The sequence below is a fragment of the Candidatus Filomicrobium marinum genome (genome assembly GCF_000981545.1).
Lineage (GTDB): Bacteria > Pseudomonadota > Alphaproteobacteria > Rhizobiales > Hyphomicrobiaceae > Filomicrobium > Filomicrobium insigne.
In genome coordinates this window covers 2,997,405-3,015,790 of record NZ_LN829119.1, presented here as the reverse complement: position 1 = coordinate 3,015,790, position 18,386 = coordinate 2,997,405, and the positions used below count along the sequence as shown (strand labels likewise).

18 protein-coding genes are annotated in these 18,386 nt (G+C 56.7%); 7 read left to right on the top strand and 11 right to left on the bottom strand.

The annotated features are described in order from the left end of the window. The first annotated feature begins 112 nt into the window (after positions 1–112). The 3 genes from YBN1229_RS19365 (at position 113) to YBN1229_RS14105 (ending at position 2,373) form a co-directional block, all read left to right on the top strand. Positions 113–760: a PAS domain-containing protein gene (locus YBN1229_RS19365; protein ID WP_046478616.1), complete on the top strand. Its 648-nt coding sequence runs from the start codon at positions 113–115 to the stop codon at positions 758–760. 178 nt (positions 761–938) lie between these two features. Beyond that, complete coding sequence (locus YBN1229_RS14110) at positions 939–1,541, top strand: PilZ domain-containing protein (protein WP_052743954.1); 603 nt, start codon at positions 939–941, stop codon at positions 1,539–1,541. 157 nt (positions 1,542–1,698) lie between these two features. Continuing rightward, positions 1,699–2,373, top strand: a complete 675-nt coding sequence (locus tag YBN1229_RS14105) for a transglutaminase-like cysteine peptidase (protein ID WP_046478617.1) — start codon at positions 1,699–1,701, stop codon at positions 2,371–2,373. 33 nt (positions 2,374–2,406) lie between these two features. On the opposite strand, the gene YBN1229_RS14100 is transcribed toward YBN1229_RS14105, so the two are convergent. From YBN1229_RS14100 to cysE, 3 genes are all read right to left on the bottom strand, one after another. Next, positions 2,407–2,940 (bottom strand): gamma carbonic anhydrase family protein, encoded by a 534-nt coding sequence (locus tag YBN1229_RS14100; protein WP_046480435.1) that lies wholly within the window; start codon positions 2,938–2,940, stop codon positions 2,407–2,409. A 94-nt stretch (positions 2,941–3,034) separates the two neighbouring features. After that, positions 3,035–3,250, bottom strand: a complete 216-nt coding sequence (locus YBN1229_RS14095) for a DUF3126 family protein (protein ID WP_046478618.1) — start codon at positions 3,248–3,250, stop codon at positions 3,035–3,037. A gap of 66 nt (positions 3,251–3,316) precedes the next feature. Further along, positions 3,317–4,138 (bottom strand): serine O-acetyltransferase, encoded by an 822-nt coding sequence (gene cysE, locus YBN1229_RS14090; protein ID WP_046478619.1) that lies wholly within the window; start codon positions 4,136–4,138, stop codon positions 3,317–3,319. A 400-nt stretch (positions 4,139–4,538) separates the two neighbouring features. On the opposite strand from cysE, the gene YBN1229_RS14085 reads away from it, so the two are divergent. Beyond that, the gene (locus YBN1229_RS14085; protein WP_160298715.1) at positions 4,539–5,516 is read left to right on the top strand and encodes a polysaccharide deacetylase family protein; all 978 of its coding nucleotides are present in this window, start codon (positions 4,539–4,541) and stop codon (positions 5,514–5,516) included. After that, positions 5,513–6,037: a GNAT family N-acetyltransferase gene (locus tag YBN1229_RS14080; RefSeq protein ID WP_052743952.1), complete on the top strand. Its 525-nt coding sequence runs from the start codon at positions 5,513–5,515 to the stop codon at positions 6,035–6,037. The genes YBN1229_RS14085 and YBN1229_RS14080 overlap by 4 nt, the downstream gene beginning before the upstream one ends. A gap of 7 nt (positions 6,038–6,044) precedes the next feature. On the opposite strand, the gene YBN1229_RS14075 is transcribed toward YBN1229_RS14080, so the two are convergent. The 6 genes from YBN1229_RS14075 to YBN1229_RS14050 form a co-directional block, all read right to left on the bottom strand. Then, a complete protein-coding gene (locus YBN1229_RS14075) occupies positions 6,045–7,034 on the bottom strand; it encodes an MDR family oxidoreductase (RefSeq protein WP_046478620.1) in 990 nt (329 codons plus the stop codon). Between the two features lie 750 nt (positions 7,035–7,784). Continuing rightward, the gene (locus tag YBN1229_RS14070) at positions 7,785–8,132 is read right to left on the bottom strand and encodes a hypothetical protein (RefSeq protein WP_046478621.1); all 348 of its coding nucleotides are present in this window, start codon (positions 8,130–8,132) and stop codon (positions 7,785–7,787) included. Positions 8,133–8,311: 179 nt separating this feature from the next. Beyond that, the gene (metH, locus tag YBN1229_RS14065) at positions 8,312–11,002 is read right to left on the bottom strand and encodes a methionine synthase (protein WP_052743951.1); all 2,691 of its coding nucleotides are present in this window, start codon (positions 11,000–11,002) and stop codon (positions 8,312–8,314) included. A gap of 135 nt (positions 11,003–11,137) precedes the next feature. Then, positions 11,138–12,199 (bottom strand): homocysteine S-methyltransferase family protein, encoded by a 1,062-nt coding sequence (locus tag YBN1229_RS14060; RefSeq protein ID WP_046478622.1) that lies wholly within the window; start codon positions 12,197–12,199, stop codon positions 11,138–11,140. 75 nt (positions 12,200–12,274) lie between these two features. Next, positions 12,275–13,189, bottom strand: coding sequence for a methylenetetrahydrofolate reductase [NAD(P)H] (gene metF / locus YBN1229_RS14055; protein WP_046478623.1), 915 nt, complete (start codon positions 13,187–13,189; stop codon positions 12,275–12,277). Positions 13,190–13,243: 54 nt separating this feature from the next. Continuing rightward, the gene (locus YBN1229_RS14050; RefSeq protein ID WP_244466772.1) at positions 13,244–14,272 is read right to left on the bottom strand and encodes an ArsR/SmtB family transcription factor; all 1,029 of its coding nucleotides are present in this window, start codon (positions 14,270–14,272) and stop codon (positions 13,244–13,246) included. Positions 14,273–14,406: 134 nt separating this feature from the next. On the opposite strand from YBN1229_RS14050, the gene YBN1229_RS14045 reads away from it, so the two are divergent. Together YBN1229_RS14045 and YBN1229_RS14040 are read left to right on the top strand one after the other, a co-directional pair. After that, a complete protein-coding gene (locus tag YBN1229_RS14045) occupies positions 14,407–15,069 on the top strand; it encodes a hypothetical protein (RefSeq protein ID WP_052743950.1) in 663 nt (220 codons plus the stop codon). A 188-nt stretch (positions 15,070–15,257) separates the two neighbouring features. Next, on the top strand, positions 15,258–15,860 hold the full coding sequence (locus YBN1229_RS14040) for an ABC transporter substrate-binding protein (protein WP_046478624.1): 603 nt from the start codon (positions 15,258–15,260) through the stop codon (positions 15,858–15,860). Positions 15,861–15,948: 88 nt separating this feature from the next. On the opposite strand, the gene ettA is transcribed toward YBN1229_RS14040, so the two are convergent. Then, positions 15,949–17,607 carry an energy-dependent translational throttle protein EttA gene (ettA, locus tag YBN1229_RS14035; protein WP_046478625.1) on the bottom strand — a complete coding sequence of 553 codons (1,659 nt, stop codon included), beginning with the start codon at positions 17,605–17,607 and terminating at the stop codon, positions 15,949–15,951. A gap of 92 nt (positions 17,608–17,699) precedes the next feature. Next, positions 17,700–18,269, bottom strand: coding sequence for a hypothetical protein (locus YBN1229_RS14030; RefSeq protein ID WP_046478626.1), 570 nt, complete (start codon positions 18,267–18,269; stop codon positions 17,700–17,702). Positions 18,270–18,386: the final 117 nt, after the last annotated feature.

The following is an 18,386-nucleotide window of genomic DNA, read 5'->3' as shown; positions in this document are numbered from 1 at the left end:
TATACCCGGTTATGGGCGGTAAATCGTCCCGTTTCTGGACAGTGATTGAAATAGCTTTGACTGGTCTGTCCGCGTTTGGCGGTCGACCCATCGTTCGGGGCCCGCGAGAGCAATGCGACATTCGACTAGCCGTAATTTGTATCGGTATTGGAACGAGGTAAGGGGAGATCGTATCGCCCCCCGGCGATTTGAGATCGAGCCTTCGCGCATATCACATTTGCTGCCAGAGACATTTATTCTGGAAGCTGTGGATGAAGGCAACTTGCGCTACAGGCTGGCGGGCACGCGACTTACGGAGCAGTTCGGCCAGGAATTCCGCGGAGCAAATTTCTTTCATCACTGGATAGGGCTCGAACGCGGGACCGTGATGAGTAAACTCTCAGAGGTCATGCGCTCCGGTTCAGTTGCGGTTATCGCTACGGAGGCCCTCTGTAGCCGCGGACGAAAGGCGAGCTTTGAGTTTGTTGTGATGCCCTTGGTTCATACTCAGGGTTCGATCGATAGGTTGCTTGGAGCTGGAAGTTGCATCAACCCTCCAGCCTGGCTTGGGCAAGAGCCGTTGGTTCGTCAACGTCTGATTGATGTTCGAATTATTAGCCCTGAACAGCCGGTTTCATTAAAACTACCGGAGCTTTCTCCGCCCGCAGAAGATCCACCTCCGTTTTTTTCTCATGTGCGCAATGCTCGGATCGTTCGGCAGGACCGACGCCAATTCCGCGTTTATGATGGCGGGCTCTTGACACGGGGAACTGAAACTTAACGACGTTCGCATGCCGTGATTCTGCCACCTCCTGACTGTTTCATATTTGGACGGGACGTTAGCCTAACGTTAACGGCCTCTACCGCATAATCCTCAGCGATGTTCTGAGCACTTGGTGTCTCAGTACGAAACGCGGCGTCTGCCAGCGCGTGCGGGCAGGCGGTGAGAAGGTGCGCATATGTCAGCGACTACGGCACAATTGGTGCTGCGGCACCTCGCGGGTGAACCCGGATCAGGCAGCGAAACTACGCGGCGTAGGTATCGTCGTGTGATGCTGTCGTTGCCTGGGCGCTTTATGCGTGCCGACAAGACCGAGCATGATTGCCAGCTTGTGGATATCTCTGTGGGCGGGGCTTCAGTGAAGAGCGCCGCCACCGTGGAGAATAATGAGCGCATCGTTGTTTATTTCGAACATCTCGGAGCTCTTGAGGGCGTTGTCGTGCGCGCATTTGCGGGAGGCTTTGCCCTGCGAAGCAGCCTGTCTGCCCATAAGCGCGAACGTCTTGTCGCAAAGCTGACGTGGCTCATCAACCGCAGTGAACTGGAGGACTTCGAGGCGCGCAAGGAAGAGCGTGTCCGACGGTCTGGAAACACGGCGTTGCTTCGTCTGGAAGATGGTCGCGAAGTCGAATGTGAGCTGATCGATATGTCCGTGTCAGGGGCTTTGCTTGCCACGACGTGGCGTCCGCCGCTGGGGTCAATTGTGACTGTCGGCAGACAAAGCGCCACCGTTCGTCGTCATCACCGAACGGGCATCGGCATTGAATTTGGAGCGCAGTAGGGCGGAACCTGATGATGTCCAAACTGTTGAGAATGGGATTGGCAACGGCGTGACGAGGCAAGCACACAAGCCGGTATTAACAGCCAGTTGCCTTGGTGAGGGTTGCGCTGACAAGTGCGTATGTCAGTATGAAACGAGTATGCGGGGGTAATCGAGTATGACGCGCGTCGGTACCGTTTTGACGTTGGCCGTTCTGTGCGCTGCCGTTGGTGGCGCAGCGCAGGGTCAGCAGGTTACGGGCTCTCATCATAAGCCCAGCGCGTCTTATAATGGGCACCGCGCTCCCGCCTTCATGAAAATCTTCGGTCCCGCTCAGCCACCCTACGGTTTCGTACGGTTCTGCGAGTCCAATCCGAAGTATTGCGCACCTCACGGGATTGCCGAGACGCGGCTTACCGCAACGCCAGAGCGTCTCATCGAGCTTGATGAGGTCAACAGGTATGTGAATGATCGTATTCAGCCGCTGACGGATCAGGAGATCTACGGGGTTACGGAATATTGGACCCTGCCTGACAAGTACGGCGACTGCGAAGATTATGTGCTTCTGAAGCGGCAGATTTTGATCGAGCGTGGCTGGCCGCCGAGCGCACTTCTGATCACGGTTGTTCGGGACGAGTATGGTGATGGCCACGCTGTGTTGACCGCGCGGACATCTCAGGGCGACTACATCCTCGACAATAAGGTGTCTGAAGTTCGCGTCTGGAGTTCGACGCCCTACCAGTACGTTATGCGGCAGTCTTACGTGAACCCGCGTGTCTGGGTGTCACTGGAGGAGATGCTGGTGGATCAGCCGTTGGTGATGTCGGGTAACTCCGGTTCCGACCGTGACTGAGCGCAAAATCATTTGCTCCGGCGGGAAAGCTTTTTAGCTTTCCGCTTGGGGCTTCATGCGATCCGAAAAGCGCTTCCAGTTTTCCACATAACGTTCGGCTGCGAGGGAGAACTTCGCGACGTCTTCTTCGCTTAGTTCCCGCACAACGCGTCCGGGAGATCCCATCACGAGAGATCTTGGCGGGATCACTTTGCCTTCTGGAATGAGGGTGTTGGCACCGATAAGACTGCCTTCGCCGATAATACAGCCATTGAGCAAGATCGAGCCGATGCCGATCAAGCTGCGGGTGCCGATTGTGCACCCATGCAGCATAACCATGTGTCCGATGGTGCAGTCGGATGCGATGGTCATGGGAAATCCAGGATCGGTGTGCAGCACGCACCCATCCTGGATGTTCGAACGGTCGCCGATACGGATTGGCTCGTTGTCTCCCCGGATGACGGTACCGAACCAAACGCTCGCTTCGTCGCCGATTTCGACATTGCCAACCACAACGGCGTTCGGAGCTACCCAGTATGCTCCGCTGGCAGGCGTGCGCACCTGATGATCAAGTTCAAATAGGGCCATGAGATCGTCGTTAATGTCGAACCGGCACATTAAGCCGTGAGCGGCGGCTGTGCGGGCTATCGCTTTGTTTAAATGCTCAAGCTTGGTGCGTAATTCACGCGTCCTCGAGATCCATCTCTAGGATGGCCATTTGGAACTGATATTCGGTCTCGCCGTCTTCCACGATTTTGTAGAGCGTGGCGACAAATTCATTGGCGATGAACACCTCGGCCATATCGTTCTTTTTAGGCTGCGGCCGAACTTCAAGGCTCGGGGCGCCGAACGTCTTTCGCAAATAGCCTTGCAGGCGCTCGATCTCGGTTTTCGTCACCGTTTACGTCTCCAGTTCTTATAGGTCGTTTTGCCGGACGAAAGTCCGGCACTCGATGTTGCGCGATTATTCTCCAGGCAGATCCTGGTTCATCGAACGCGCAGGCTCAGAGCATCCTGCCGGACCAACGACTTTCGCTGGAACACCGGCCACTGTGGTTTCGTCGGGGACATCCCGCAGCACGACACTGCCGGCGGCCACGCGCGAGCAATTGCCGACACGGATGTTTCCGAGAATTTTGGCACCGGCGCCGATCAGGACGTTGCAGCCGATCTTGGGATGGCGATCCCCGCCCACCTTGCCGCTGCCGCCAAGGGTCACGCCGTGCAAGAACGAGCAATTGTCCCCAACCACGGCGGTTTCACCAACCACGAAGCCCGTCGCGTGATCAAGCATGATGCCTTGGCCAAAACGCGCGGCGGGGTGGATATCCACGCCGAAAAGCTTCGATGACTGGCTTTGTAAGTAGAGTGCAAAGTCGCGACGTCCTGCGGCCCATAGCTCGTGGGCGAACCGGTACGTCGTGATGGCGTGAAAGCCCTTAAAGTAGAGGAGCGGCTCGATATAGCGCTGGCAGGCAGGATCACGATCATAGACTGCAGCGAGATCTGCGCGGAAGGCGATGCCAAGTTCCGGCTTTTTGGTCAAAACGCCCCGGAAGATATGGCTGATAAGGCCCCCATCTACGTCGGAGTGATCCAGGCGCTGTGCAAGCCGGTGCACGACAGAATCTTCAAGCGAACTTTGACTCAGGACGGTTGCGAACACAAAGCTGCCAAGGGCTGGCTCGCTCCCCATGAGTTCCTCGGCCTCGCTACGGATTTGCGACCAAATAGGGTCGTGTGTCTGCAGCGTGTCAGAACGGGCTTGTGGATTTGGTGACGCCATAGCGACCTCGACGGGTGTGCTGGTCAGGGTTTCGTCTCGGGCTGTAGGACCGAGCCGTAACGATCCGATGTATTCAAGTCAATGTAGAGATCGGTGAGATGATTGCCAGAGTGAGTGCTGAAAGCCCCTTATTGTAGGGGTTGTGAGGCGGTTCGGCGCAGTGCGGTCTACATTTTGTCACTAGGGTTTAACGCAGTCTAAGGCTAAAGCATTAGCCAAATGCGGTGGGCAGGCGAGAACTGAGTTGCTGATACCGAAATGCGTTTTACGTCTCAAACGACCTTTTTTCGCCTCGCTGTGCGGAAGGGGGCGTATCCCTGCTATTATCGCTGCTGCTGCCTTAACCTTGGGTATGGTCACGCAGTCGGGTGTCCGCGCGCAGTCGGGCGATGATATTCACATGCCTTCGTTTGGGGATAGCCGGCTTCTGTCAGCGTGTTTTTCACCTAGTGCGCTCAAAGGACAGCGCGGTGAAATCAAGCCGGTTAAGGGCGTCAGGACCTTCGACGCGACGACAGCGGCGCGTACCTTGGCGGCTCATTCGCCAATCCCGGCTGGATTATCCGGGGCCATTCGTCGGGTAAATGTGAGGAATGGTGCCAAGCTGATCGCCCTCACGCTCGATCTATGTGAGCAGACCGGAGAGATTGCCGGCTACGATGGTCCCATTATCGATTACCTTCGTGAGAACCGGATCAAAGCGACCCTGTTTACGGGCGGCAAGTGGATGCGATCGCATGAACTGCGGATCCAGCAGCTCATGGCCGATCCATTGTTTGAGATAGGCAATCACGGCGAAGCCCACCGCAATCTCAGACTCTTGTCACCGCGTGCTCTTGGGGCTGAGATTGAAGGTCCGCAGCGGGCTTATGAGGCAGCCAGGGAGGGCTTCGCGAAAGAGCAGTGCGTTGGGAATGTGCCGGGTGGATTGTCGACCGTTCCGCCGCGGATGGGCCTTTTTCGCTTTCCGTTCGGCGCGTGCAACGCTCAATCCCTGAATGCCGTAAACGCGGCGGGGCTTCTTGCTATTCAATGGGACATCTCTACGGGCGACCCCGATCCCAATACGAGCGCCAAAGCGATCGTCAACACCGTGATGAGAAAAGTGAAGCCTGGTTCCATCATCATCGGGCATGCCAACGGGCGTGGCCATCATACGGCGGCGGCATTGTCGCAACTCATCCCGAAGCTTCGGGCGCAAGGCTATAAGTTTGTGACGGTGAGTGAGCTCTTGGCTGCCGGCACGCCGGAAATCGTGCCGACCTGTTATGATTCACGTCCGGGGGACACGGATCGTTATGATCGACTGCCGTTTCAGAAGCGCGCTACGACTGCCACAGCGCGTCCAGCAGCGGGAGCTGGAGCGGCGGACAGATGACGGCGCGCTATTCGGACCTGCCCTATGAAATTGGTTCGGTCGTTGCGCGGGGCGGACGTCAAGAAGCAGTAAGGCTTGAGGCTCTTTCATCGGATTGTGCCGATTATTTCGGAGCGCAATTTTCAGCAATGACGCCGTGGGCCGAGTATGGGTTTTCGCATCAGGATCTCGCTAAGTTCCTGGCGACTTCCGAGGTCGGTGCGGCGCGCATACTGATTAGGGTTGCCGAAGCTCCTGCTGGTGTCGCTGTGATCCGAGGACAGTGGCTGCGTGGCTCCTACCTGCATTTCCTTGGCATTCTCCCGGCCTTTCAGGGACGCGGTGTTGGGGCCGCCGTCCTGTCTTGGTGGGAAACGCATGCGCGCGGCTTCGGTGATCGCAACCTTTGGATCACCGTGTCCGAGTTCAATACGCCGGCGAGATCATTTTACGGGCGACAGGGTTTCAAAGAGGCAGCAGAAATCCCGGGGCTTATTGAAGAGCCTCATTCCGAGATCCTGCTGCGTAAGCGCCTTATCTGAGTTTGCTCTACTCGATCTCGAGAACGACGCGCCCGCGAACTTCGCCGGCCAGGATTTTCGGTGCTAACCCAATGACGTCAGCTAAGGGATGCGTCACGGTGAGTTCGCTAAGCTTGCTGCGGTCCAGGTCTCGGGCGAGACGATCCCACGCTTCCACACGTTTGGCTTTGGGCGCCATAACGCTATCGATTCCGCATAGCGTAATGCCGCGTAGAATGAACGGCGCTACGCTTGCCGGAAGATCCATGCCTTGTGCGAGTCCACATGCAGCAACGGTTCCGCCGTAGCTCGTCATGGCGATAGCATTGGCAAGTGTGGTGCTGCCGGCAACGTCAACGGCACCGGCCCAGCGTTCTTTCCCAAGTGGCCGAGCTTTTCCGGACAGCTCGCTACGATCCATTATTTCAGCGGCGCCAAGTCCCCTTAGAAATTCCGTCTCGCTGGTCCGGCCGGTGGATGCGATGACGTGGTAGCCCAACCTGGCGAGCACTGAGACGGCAATAGATCCGACGCCACCTGCGGCGCCCGTGACCAGGACCGGGCCGGATGCGGGGACGACGCCATGGGCTTCGAGTGCTAGAACGCACAGCATTGCCGTGTAGCCAGCTGTACCAATTGCCATAGCCTCAGCGGCAGTGAAGGCTGCGGGTTGGTGGATCAGCCAATCGCCGTTTACGCGTGCGTATTGGGCGTAGCCACCGTGATGCGTTTCGCCGACGCCCCAGCCGTTTAGGATCACAGCATCACCGGGTTTGAAATCAGGGTGATTCGATTCGGCTACGGTGCCTGAAAAGTCGATTCCGGGAATCAATGGCCAGCGGCGCACGATGGGCGCGCTCGCCTCCAAAGCGAGGCCGTCCTTGTAGTTGATTGTCGAGTGGCTGACGCGAACCAGCACATCGCCTTCCATCAGGTCTTCAGTGCCGAGTTCCACCCAGTCAACTGATTGGCCACCCTCGTCTTTTTTCGAAATCATCAAGGCCTTGAAGCGGTCCATCCAGAAGTCCTTTCAGGCAGTTTACTGGGGCTCAAAGAGCGGCTAGTTCACGCTGAAAAATGGTCGGTTTCCTGGCATATCGTCGACCAAATTTCCGGGTGCGAATACGATGGCGTTATAATTTTTTTGCAGGAGGCCTGCGCAATTTTTTTGCGATGCACAGGTGGGAAAAGCCACACCCGGATTGCACAACTTTGCGTGTATTCAATTCTTCGAAAATCTTAATGGTTACCGACAAGTTGCTGCGAAACATCCTGATGACGAAAGTCGTTAAATTGGAATGGATCTGTATACATAAGCAAGCTGATCGTCGTGTTATAAATAGCTCTACTGAAGCTGCCTAAATGACACGCTGCGAAATGCCTAATTCCACTGCAACGCAGCAATTTTTTCGCTTGTCTCACTTTTAAACACGCAACTAGGATCTGCCAATGGTGTGGTTCTGACTACACTAGGATAGCTACCGTTTATCGGTACAAGGAGGCAACGATGACGCTGCAGATGCGACTTAATTTATTAGCCGCTATCATCTCCTTCGGTTTTCTGGCTGCCATCGTGCTCGGCGCCATCTAACGAAGGGACCGTTGGCTTACCAAGCGGCGGATGATGCTGCAGATATAAAAATCAAAGCCACTCAAGGGCAGAAAATACAAAGAGGCGTGGAACCGGACGAGTTCCGCGCCTCTTTCGCGTTTGGAGTCTGATGTCAGGTAACTCGGCGAAGTTTCAAGGGGCCGCCAGCGCTCGCGATCAACGGCGGGCGAGATATCCCAGGATCGCACCCGCAAGTGGAATGAATTGTGGATTGATTGCTCTGGGAATGCTGACGCCGAATGCCGGAAGGAACACCACGATCGCGGCACCGATGAGAGCGCCGACAAGAGCGGTGGCGAGCGTTGGCGTGCCGGGCATCCGCACGTCTTTCAGAACGAAAGAAAACAGGACGCCAATAATCCACACGATAAGAGCGTAGATCGCCGCTTCGATTGCCGCAGTCGCCAAGCTTCCGAGGTTACTCGGGATGTAGCTCATGACTTTCGGCATGCCGAACCAAGCGGCAATGATTTGCAGGATGACGAGAACGAGGTATCCGAGCATCGTTTGGCCCTCACACTTGGCGTGCAGCCCCCCACGGGCGCAAGTTGCCGTTATCCTCGCGGACTAGCACAGCTGTGGGTTTGGGGAAACGATGCAAACGATGTCGGACGAATTTGTGCCTGGGCACACGTTCGTCCGACACACTTTTGGGGCCCGGCCGAATAGTCAGCCGGGATTGATCAGGCGACTTTCGCGCTACGTTCACGCCGCGGGTCGTAATTGAGAATCGGGGCCAGCCAGCGTTCGGCTGTTTCGATGCTCCAACCCTTGCGTGCGGCGTAGTCCTCGACCTGATCGGCTTCGATCTTGGCGACACCGAAGTAGTGGCTGTCGGGATGCGCGTAGTAGAAGCCCGAGACGGCGGAACCGGGCCACATAGCGTAGCTTTCCGTCAGCTTGATGCCTGTCTGTTTTTCAACGTCCATCAATTCCCACAGCGTGGACTTTTCTGTGTGATCGGGCTGTGCCGGGTATCCCGGTGCCGGACGGATGCCGCGATACTTCTCAGCGATCAGTTCTTCGCTGGTCAGTTTTTCGTTGGGAGCGTAGCCCCAAAGCTCGCGGCGTACTTTTTCGTGCATGGCTTCGGCGAAGGCTTCGGCCAGACGATCAGCCAGCGCCTTGAACATGATCCGCCCATAGTCGTCGGTCTTCTTGAAATGGGCTTCCAATGCTTCTTCTTCGCCGATGCCGGTGGTGACGGCGAAACCGCCGAGGTAATCCGCAAGACCCGTCGATTGCGGCGCGATGAAATCCGCCAAAGCCGAGTGCGCGCGTCCGCGATTGTGATCGCGGGCGATCTGCTGGCGCAGGGTGTGGGCGGTGGCGCGGACGTTTTTGCGATCGTCGTCGTCGAAGAGAAGGATGTCATCACCGACAGCATTCGCTGGCCAGAAGCCGACAACGGCATTTGCCGTCAGCCATTTGCCTTCGACGATACGATTTAGCAGTTCCTCTGCATCAGCGAAGAGCTTGCGCGCTTCGGGGCCGACGGTGTTGTCGTCCAGAATGGCGGGATAGCGGCCGCGCAGTTCCCACGTTGAGAAAAATGGGCTCCAGTCGATGTAGGGGACCAGATCCGCCAGCGGATAGTTTGAGAACGCCCGCGCGCCCGTGAATGACGGCTTCGGCGGTTCATAGTTCGGCCAATCGATCTCGAAGCGGTTGTCGCGTGCGGCCTGCAGCGTTATCCGGTTTTTCTTGGCTTCGCTGGCATGGTGCGCTTCACGGACCTTTTCATATTCCGCTTGGATGTTCTCTACGAATGATCCGCGATCGTTGTCAGACAGCAGCTTGGAGACAACACCTACGGCGCGGCTCGCGTCGAGAACGTGGATTGCCTGGTTGCGTTCGTAGTTTGGCGCAACCTTGACGGCAGTATGTACGCGACTTGTTGTGGCGCCGCCGATCAAGAGTGGGAGCTGGAACCCTTCGCGCTCCATTTCAGCTGCGACAAAGCACATCTCATCGAGAGAGGGCGTGATCAGGCCAGATAGGCCAATGACGTCGACCTTCTCCTTCTTTGCGGTTTCAAGAATCTTGGCGGCCGGAACCATGACGCCCAGATCGATGACTTCGTAGTTATTACACTGAAGCACGACGCCGACGATGTTCTTGCCGATGTCGTGCACGTCACCCTTTACGGTGGCCATCAGAATCTTGCCTGCGGCAGGCTGATTAACGAGCCCCATTTCCTGCTTTTCCTTTTCCAGGAAAGGCTGCAGGTAGGCGACGGCCTGCTTCATAACTCGTGCAGATTTGACCACCTGTGGGAGGAACATTTTACCCGCACCAAACAAATCGCCGACGACGTTCATGCCGGTCATGAGCGGCCCTTCGATGACATGAAGCGGGCGTTCGGCTTGCTGGCGGGCTTCTTCCGTGTCCTCTTCGATCCAGTCGTTGATTCCGTGGACAAGAGAATGTGTGAGACGATCCTGAACCGGCTTTTCACGCCATGAGAGATCCTGTTCGCGCTTTTTGGGCCCGCCTTCGCCCTTGAAACGCGGTGCCGCTTCAAGCAACCGGTCGGTCGCATCGGGGCGGCGGTTCAGGATGACATCTTCGACCAGTTCACGCAGATCAGCCTGAATGTCGTCATAGACAGCCAGCTGACCCGCGTTGACGATGCCCATGTCCATACCCGCCTGGATGGCGTGGTAGAGGAACACAGAGTGCATCGCCTCACGGACGGGATCGTTGCCGCGGAAGGAGAACGACAAGTTCGAGACGCCGCCCGAAACATGTGTCAGCGGCATCTCTTCCTTGATACGGCGCGTCGCTTCGATGTAGGCCACGCCGTAGTCATTGTGCTCTTCGATGCCGGTTGCGACGGCGAAGATGTTGGGATCGAAGATGATATCCTGCGGTGGGAAGCCGACTTTTTCGGTCAGCAGCTTGTAAGCGCGTTGGCAGATGCTGAATTTCTGCTCGGCTGTTTCCGCCTGTCCCTGTTCGTTAAAGGCCATAACGACCACGGCGGCACCGTAGCGCAAGATTTTGCGCGCTTGTTCGAGGAAGGGACCTTCACCTTCCTTCATTGAGATCGAGTTGACGACGGCCTTGCCCTGTACGCACTTGAGGCCTGTTTCGATGACGCTCCATTTGGAGCTGTCGATCATGATTGGGACTTTGGAAATGTCCGGCTCTGACGCGATTAGGTTGAGGAACGTTTGCATCGCCTTTTCAGAGTCGAGCAAACCCTCATCCATATTGACGTCGATCATCTGTGCGCCGTTCTCGACCTGCTGTCGGGCAACGGAAAGCGCTGCCGTGTAGTCGTTGGCTTCGATGAGCTTTCTGAATTTCGCGGAGCCGGTGACGTTCGTGCGTTCGCCGACGTTGATGAACCGCATTGCTGCTGATGTCATTTACACTTCAACGGACTGATGGGTCCGCCGCCTTTCGCGTTTCTTTCCCGATCTTATCGGCATTTGCCGCAACCGCTTACTGGGTTGATCGAATTCAATCTTGATGGAGGCTGTCCGTGAGTCGATGGGACGAGATCACCCATGTACGAATGGTTCGAGCCCTGACAAGCGCATCTTGGGAGCGATTTCTGGAACCTCACGAGGGGCGTGTTTTTCAACGTGCTCGCGGACGTGCTGGATGTGTTCTGGCGTTGAGCCGCAGCATCCACCAACGATATTCAGTAGACCGTCCTCGGCCCAGGGTTCGAGCAGACACGCCATCTCGTGAGGTGTTTGATCGTATTCGCCCATGGCGTTCGGCAGGCCGGCATTGGGGTAGGCCGACACCCGTGTATTCGCGACGTGGGCAAGTTCAGCCACGTAAGGACGCATCAACTCGGCACCCAACGCACAGTTCAACCCGATCGAGAAGGGTTTTAGATGCGCCATCGAATACCAGAATGCTTCTGCGGTTTGCCCAGAAAGCGTGCGGCCGGAACGGTCCGTGATCGTACCTGAAATCATGATTGGGAGTTCGACGCCTAATTCATCGAACACCTCGAGGGTGGCATATCCTGCGGCCTTGGCGTTCAAGGTGTCGAAGACCGTCTCGATGAGGATGATGTCTGCGCCACCATTTACCAAGCCGCGCACCTGCTCCGAATAGGCTTCGCGCAGGACATCGAAGGAAGTGTTGCGAAAGCCGGGATCGTTGACGTCCGGAGATAAGGAGGCTGTGCGGTTCGTCGGGCCAACGGCGCCGGCAACAAAGCGGGGTTTGTCCGGTGTCTTCTTCGTCCATTTGTCGGCAGCAGCGCGGGCGATGCGTGCTGCCTCAACGTTGATCTCGTATGACAGCTCTTCCATCTGATAGTCGGCCATCGAGATGCGCTGTGCGTTGAACGTATTCGTTTCGAGGATGTCAGCGCCCGCGGCGAGATATTCCTCATGAATTTCCATGATCATGTCTGGCTGGGTGAGCACCAACAGGTCGTTATTGCCCTGCACGTCGCACTTCCAGTCCTTGAAGCGTTCGCCGCGATAGTCGGCTTCGGTCGGTTTGCGTCGCTGGATCATGGTGCCCATGGCGCCGTCGATTATGAGAATTCGCTTTGCGGCAGCAGCTTCCAGTGCGGCCCAGCTCGGCTTTCTTTTCATTGTTTTTTATGACTCCATTCTTTTGTTCGCTTGGGCACTCGCCTCGTTGGGCGTAATACAGTTGGGTGCCGTGTTTCAGGCGGCATTTGCCTTTGCTTTTGCGCTATCGACCGGCGCCGGCCGCAGGCCTAGCAAGTGGCAGATCGCGTAGACGAGATCGGCGCGGTTCAAGGTGTAGAAGTGGAAGCTTTTGACACCTTCATCCACGAGTCCCAACACCTGCTCAGTGGCTACGGCGCTCGCGACGAGGTGGCTGGTCTTTGGATCGTTCTCAAGCCCTTCGAAACGGCGCTCGATCCACGCCGGTATCGTTGCGCCTGTCTTTCGTGCAAAGCCTGAAACCTGCGCGAAGTTGTGGATCGGGATAACGCCTGGTGTAATGGGAACCCAAATCCCTGCAGCGCGTGCGCGCTCAAGGAAGCGCAGGTAATAGTCGCCGTCAAAGACGAACTGCGTGATGATGCGATCAGCTCCAGCGTCAACCTTCGCTTTCAGGTTTTCTATGTCGGCGTCGAGGTTGGCACTTTCAGGATGGCACTCGGGATAACCTGCCACTGAGATCTCAAACGGTGCGATGGACTTGAGCCCGCTGACCAGAGCCGCAGCATTGGCATAACCACCCGGTGTCGGAACATAGTGATCGCCGACGCCGCTGGCAGGGTCGCCGCGCAGTGCAACGATATGGCGGACACCGGACGTCCAGTAATCACGGGCGACGTCATCGACTTCAGCCTTCGTGGCATCGACGCAGGTCAGATGTGCTGCTGGTTTCAGGTTCGTCTCCTTTATGATGCGGGAGACGGTGGTGTGCGTGCGCTCACGCGTGGAGCCGCCGGCACCATAGGTGACGGACACAAACTCCGGGCGCAAGGGTGCCAGTCGGTGGATGCAATGCCAGAGCGTTTCTTCCATCTTCTCTGTCTTAGGCGGGAAAAACTCGAACGAAACGTCGATCTCTCCGTCTCCCACCAACCTGCTCTTGGGTTCCATATGCGGTCTCTCCTATTTCTTGAATGACGGATGCACGCTCGACGCGCATCGTCGTCACGCCGCTTCGGACTTTTCTGCCAGCCAAAGCGAGACTGTTAGGTTGTCGGTTTTGTCGCCGTGTTGTGGTGAGGGCGGCAAATGGCGGGTCGTGACAGGCTTCAAGCCGCTATCGGCGAGCCAGTTCGTCATGGTGTCTGTTCCAATGCCGAGGCGCTCGTGGGCGTGATCGCGCAGGAATTCGAGCTCATGTGGTGCGAAATCGACGATCAACAAACGGCCGCCTGGGCGAAGTATGCGGGCTGCCTCGTCCAGGGCGCGCTGAGGATCTGACAGGTAATGCAAGATCTGGTGCATGACGACGACATCGGCTTCGTCCGGCATAAGTGCAAGGTTGTAGATGTCTCCGTGGCGCACTTGTGCGTTACGTAAGCCAGCGTTGTCGATCTTGCTGCGCGCATAAGCGAGCATGGCCTGGTTTATGTCGATGCCGACGGCGCGTTGATAACGTTCGGCTAACAATTCGAGCGTTCGACCGGTTCCAGTCCCTAGATCGACAAGAAACTCTATTGGGGCTGGCCCGAGCGCTTCGCTCATGGCCGCTTCAACTTCCGCTTCGGCGACATGAAGCGAGCGGATTTGGTCCCAATCGCTGGCATGGCGCTCGAAGTACTGTTGGGCAATGGCTTCGCGATCGCGCTTCAGGTGTTCGGCACGTTCTCGGTCCCGAATTACGATGGGGTCGTTGAGGTCCGCCATCGCCAGTAACACGGAAGCCAATCGGCCGTTTGCGGTCCTATCGGACAAGTGGAAATAGACCCAGCTTCCCTCGCGGATGCGCTCGATCAAGCCGGCTTCGACCAACAGCTTCAGGTGCCGGCTGAGCCGAGGTTGGCTCTGGCCGAGGATCTGCGTCAGGTCCTTAACGTTGAGTTCGCCCGACGTAAGCAGCAACAGAATGCGCAGCCGCGTAGGTTCGGCCGCTGCTTTCAGGGCTATCACCATCTGGCTCGTAGCCAGTGGCAGCCGCGTTGGGGACAGATCGTTCATGACGGCAATAGATATAAAGATATCTTTATATGTCAAGCGATATGTCGTCTTCTTCAAGCTTGCTGGCTGATCGCGCGTCGCGAAGGCTTAGGTTTGGCTTAAGACCTGGCAGTTATGCTGGCTTTTAGTGTTTCCCAACCGCTGTGCCGCTTCAGATTTCTTGCTTGCTCATGCCATTTTCTTCCTTCGAAACGGTCTCAATCACCGCGCATCGTGATGGATTGCCGGCACACATAGAACAGCGCGTGTGCAACACCGCAGCTCTTGCGCAGCTTTTCTTCCTGCTTCCGGTTCTAGGATTGTTTGCCGCGCCTTATCTGGTGCTGGGTGTTGGTTTTGTTTCTGAACCAATCTTTTCAGAAGTCGTCGCAGAGCGCCCGAGCGCCTTTCTTGCCGTCCTTGCTGGTTTCGGAATGGGCGGCATTTTACTGGGGTTGCCGACTGTCAGATGCCTGCGCCGGCTAGGGAAACGACGCGAAATCACTCTTACGAATAGCTATGTTGAAGTCGACGACCGGAACCTTTGGGGGGCGAGCAAATGGGGGTGTCCGCTCCGCGAGTTCAGTGGCGTCACTCATCACATACGTACCAATGTGTCAGGTGTGCGCCATGAGCTGATCCTTGTGCACCCTGTTTCGCGGCGCTGCCTATTGTTGCGTATTGGGGATCAAATCAGCCTGGAGGACACCCAGAGTCTGGCGGATCTGCTGGGATTGCCGATGCTTTCAGCGTCGGCCCTCTTTGCTCGGCGATCGCCTCAGGGCACATCTTCAGGCGACTTTGCAGGTCAACATCGCAGTATTGAGATCAGTGAGGGGATCCGTTGCCCTTAACTTGCCATCTAAGCTCAGTAGCAGGTTTAATGTGCTTTTTTTGGCACGCGGGCGTGCCGTCATTTGGGTTCAGATAAGTTTGACGGGGCGGGGTAGGCATGAAGATTGTATTTTGCCAACCATCAATCAGTTATCGCAGGCCAGCGATTGGACTGCCAAAACAAGCGCGTAGCGCCATGGAGATGTTCATGACCATTGCCCGTTTGCGTTCGGGTCACGGTTTCTTACGGACTCGGTTCGGGGTGTTGGTGCTGGCCAGCATCGCAATGGTCAGTTTCGGAATGGGCGCTGCGCGGGCCGAACAGCCAGTTCAGTACATGCAGCGTGTGGCCAATGAGCTTGTCACCGCCGCACGCCAGGGCACGAGCGATGCCTTCATGCAAGTCATGGAACGGCACGCGGACCTGCCCTCTATCGGGCTCTATTCCCTAGGGTCTTATGCCAAAGCTCTGCCGAGCAGCGAGCGCACGTCCTACTATTCAGGGATGATGTCGTTCATCTCACGCTATGCGGCGTCGCAGGCACCTCAATATCCCGTCGTCAAGGCGGTTGCTATCGGTCAGACGGAAGAAACACGGTCTGGCGTTTACGTGGATAGCGTTGTGACAATGCGTGACGGCACCTCATATGAGGTGCGTTGGTGGCTGATCCGCCGTGGTAGCTCCTTTAAGGTTGGCGATGCGGAAGTTATGGGCTTTTGGGCTCGCGAGCAGCTCAAGCGGCTTTTTGAGACTTACATTTCGGAGAATGGCGGAAACCCAAAAACTTTGGTTCTCGCGCTCAACCGTTGACAATCAGCACGGCTTGAAAAATTACGCCGCCCGAAAGGTCTGACCATCGGGCGGCGTTTTCGTTTCTTGCGCTTTGAAGTTCGCGCGATTAGCGCTCGAAGCGCTTGTATTTGATCCGGTGAGGTTCGACTGCGGCGTCGCCAAGGCGACGCTTCTTGTCTTCCTCGTAAGCTTCGAAGTTGCCTTCGAACCATTCCACGTGACTGTCGCCCTCGAAGGCGAGGATGTGCGTAGCGAGACGATCAAGGAAGAAGCGGTCGTGGCTGATGACCACGGCGCAGCCTGGGAAGTCTTCCAAAGCAGCTTCGAGTGCGGAGAGGGTTTCGGTATCAAGGTCGTTGGTCGGCTCGTCGAGGAGGAGCAGGTTGCCGCCCTCTTTCAAAAGCTTGGCAAGGTGGACGCGGTTGCGCTCGCCACCCGAAAGCATATCGACCCTCTTTTGCTGATCGGCCCCCTTGAAGTTAAACCAGCCGCAATAGGCGCGTGAAGGAACTTCCTTCTTGCCGCCGAGCAATATCTGGTCGAGGCCGCCGGAGATTTCTTCCCAAACAGTCTTCTTGGGATCGAGGTGATCGCGCGACTGGTCGACGTAAGACAGCTTCACCGTTTCGCCGAGTTTAAAAGTTCCAGCGTCGGGTGTTTCCTGGCCGGTGATCATCCGGAATAGCGTCGTCTTACCGGCGCCGTTGGGACCGATAACGCCTACAATGCCACCAGGAGGAAGCTTGAAGGACAGGCCGTCGATAAGCAGGCGATCGCCGAAGCCTTTCGTCACGCCGTCGGCTTCGACCACGACGCCGCCAAGGCGTGGACCTTGAGCGATGTGGATGGTGGCGCGGCCAACATCCTCGCGACCAGCTTCCTCGGCCAGCTTTTCATATGCCGTAATACGGGCTTTGGATTTCGCCTGACGTGCCTTGGGGCTTGAACGGATCCATTCCAACTCGCGGCTGAGTGCACGCTGCTTGGCTTCTTCCTGGCCCTTTTCGACTTCGAGGCGCTTCGCTTTCTGTTCCAGCCAGCTCGAATAGTTACCGTGGTAGGGCACGCCCTGGCCACGATCCAATTCGAGGGTCCACTCGGTCAGGTTATCGAGGAAGTAGCGGTCGTGCGTTACGAGAATGACGCAGCCGGCGTATTCCTTGAGGAAGCGTTCGAGCCAGGCGACGCTTTCAGCGTCGAGGTGGTTCGTCGGCTCATCGAGCAGGAGAATGTCGGGCTTCGACAAAAGTAAACGGGTCAACGCGACGCGGCGCTTTTCACCACCTGACAGCTTGGTGACGTCGGCATCGCCCGGCGGGCAGCGCAATGCATCGAGGGCCTGTTCGACCTGTGTGTCCAGATCCCAGAGGTTCTGGGCATCGATCTGGTCCTGGAGAGCCGCCATCTCGTCGGCGGTTTCTTCGGAGTAGTTGGAAGCGATCTCGTTGTAGCGGTCGATGAGTGCCTTCTTTTCGGCGACGCCTTCCATGGCGTTGCCAAGCACATCCTTTTCAGGATCGAGTTCGGGTTCCTGAGGCAGGTAGCCGACCTTGACGCCATCCGCGGCCCAAGCTTCGCCGACGAAGTCGGTCATCTGGCCGGCCATGATCTTCAACAGTGTCGATTTACCGGCGCCGTTGAGACCGACGACGCCGATCTTGGCGCCGGGTAAAAATGATAGGGAAATGTCCTTCAGGACCTGCTTGCCGCCCGGATAGGTCTTGGACAGCTTGTGCATGTGATAGACGTATTGCGGGTTCGCCATTTAATTGGGCGCCTCTCTCGCTGGATTGTTCGGGAGTCTTGATCTGCGCCGGTTCTAGCCGATCGCGCGGCGCGGCGCAAAGGGATGCCTTACTAATCCCATCGAGCGCTTGAACGACTGATGGAGCCGTCAGTCTCGCGGTCAACTGTATCCTGAAAAATCAGGAGCGCTTCGGAAAATCTTCTCACCGCACGCAACGACTGAATTATCATCGAAGCGATAAGTAAGGCCGGCAAATAGAATAGAGCTGTCGCCGCGTAGGTTGCCAATAGCTCCGTTGTTCCGTGGATGCTTTCGCGGCTGGACAAAATACCCCAAGACATCAGTACTACGATCACTGTTGCCTGCAGACGGACTAATTGCGTTCGTCCACTCCTGACCATCAGTGCGAGGGCAAAAGGTACAAGTGAACCAGCGAACAAAAAGCTTCCAATAATCAGCAAATTAAGTGACCAAAATCCGTTTCCAATTGGCATGAGGAAGTCCACGAGGCCGGGTCGGTGGACGCAGGAAATCACTATGGCCGTGCAGGATAAGGCCGCGTGCAGGAGTATAATTGTCAAGGCAGTTGCCCGATCTACCAGGGTGCCCCGAAAAGTTCGATCCGCCCACAGCACCAGCAGGCCAGATAAGAAACCAGAAATTATTGTCTCGGACGACATTGGCGAATTCCGTATTGGTGTGCGTGTGGACTTGCCATTGTTCTCTTTTTGTTCCAGTTGAAATTGGTTAAAATATGGACTCCCGTGTACGAGTGTGAGCGCATAATTGCGCAGCGA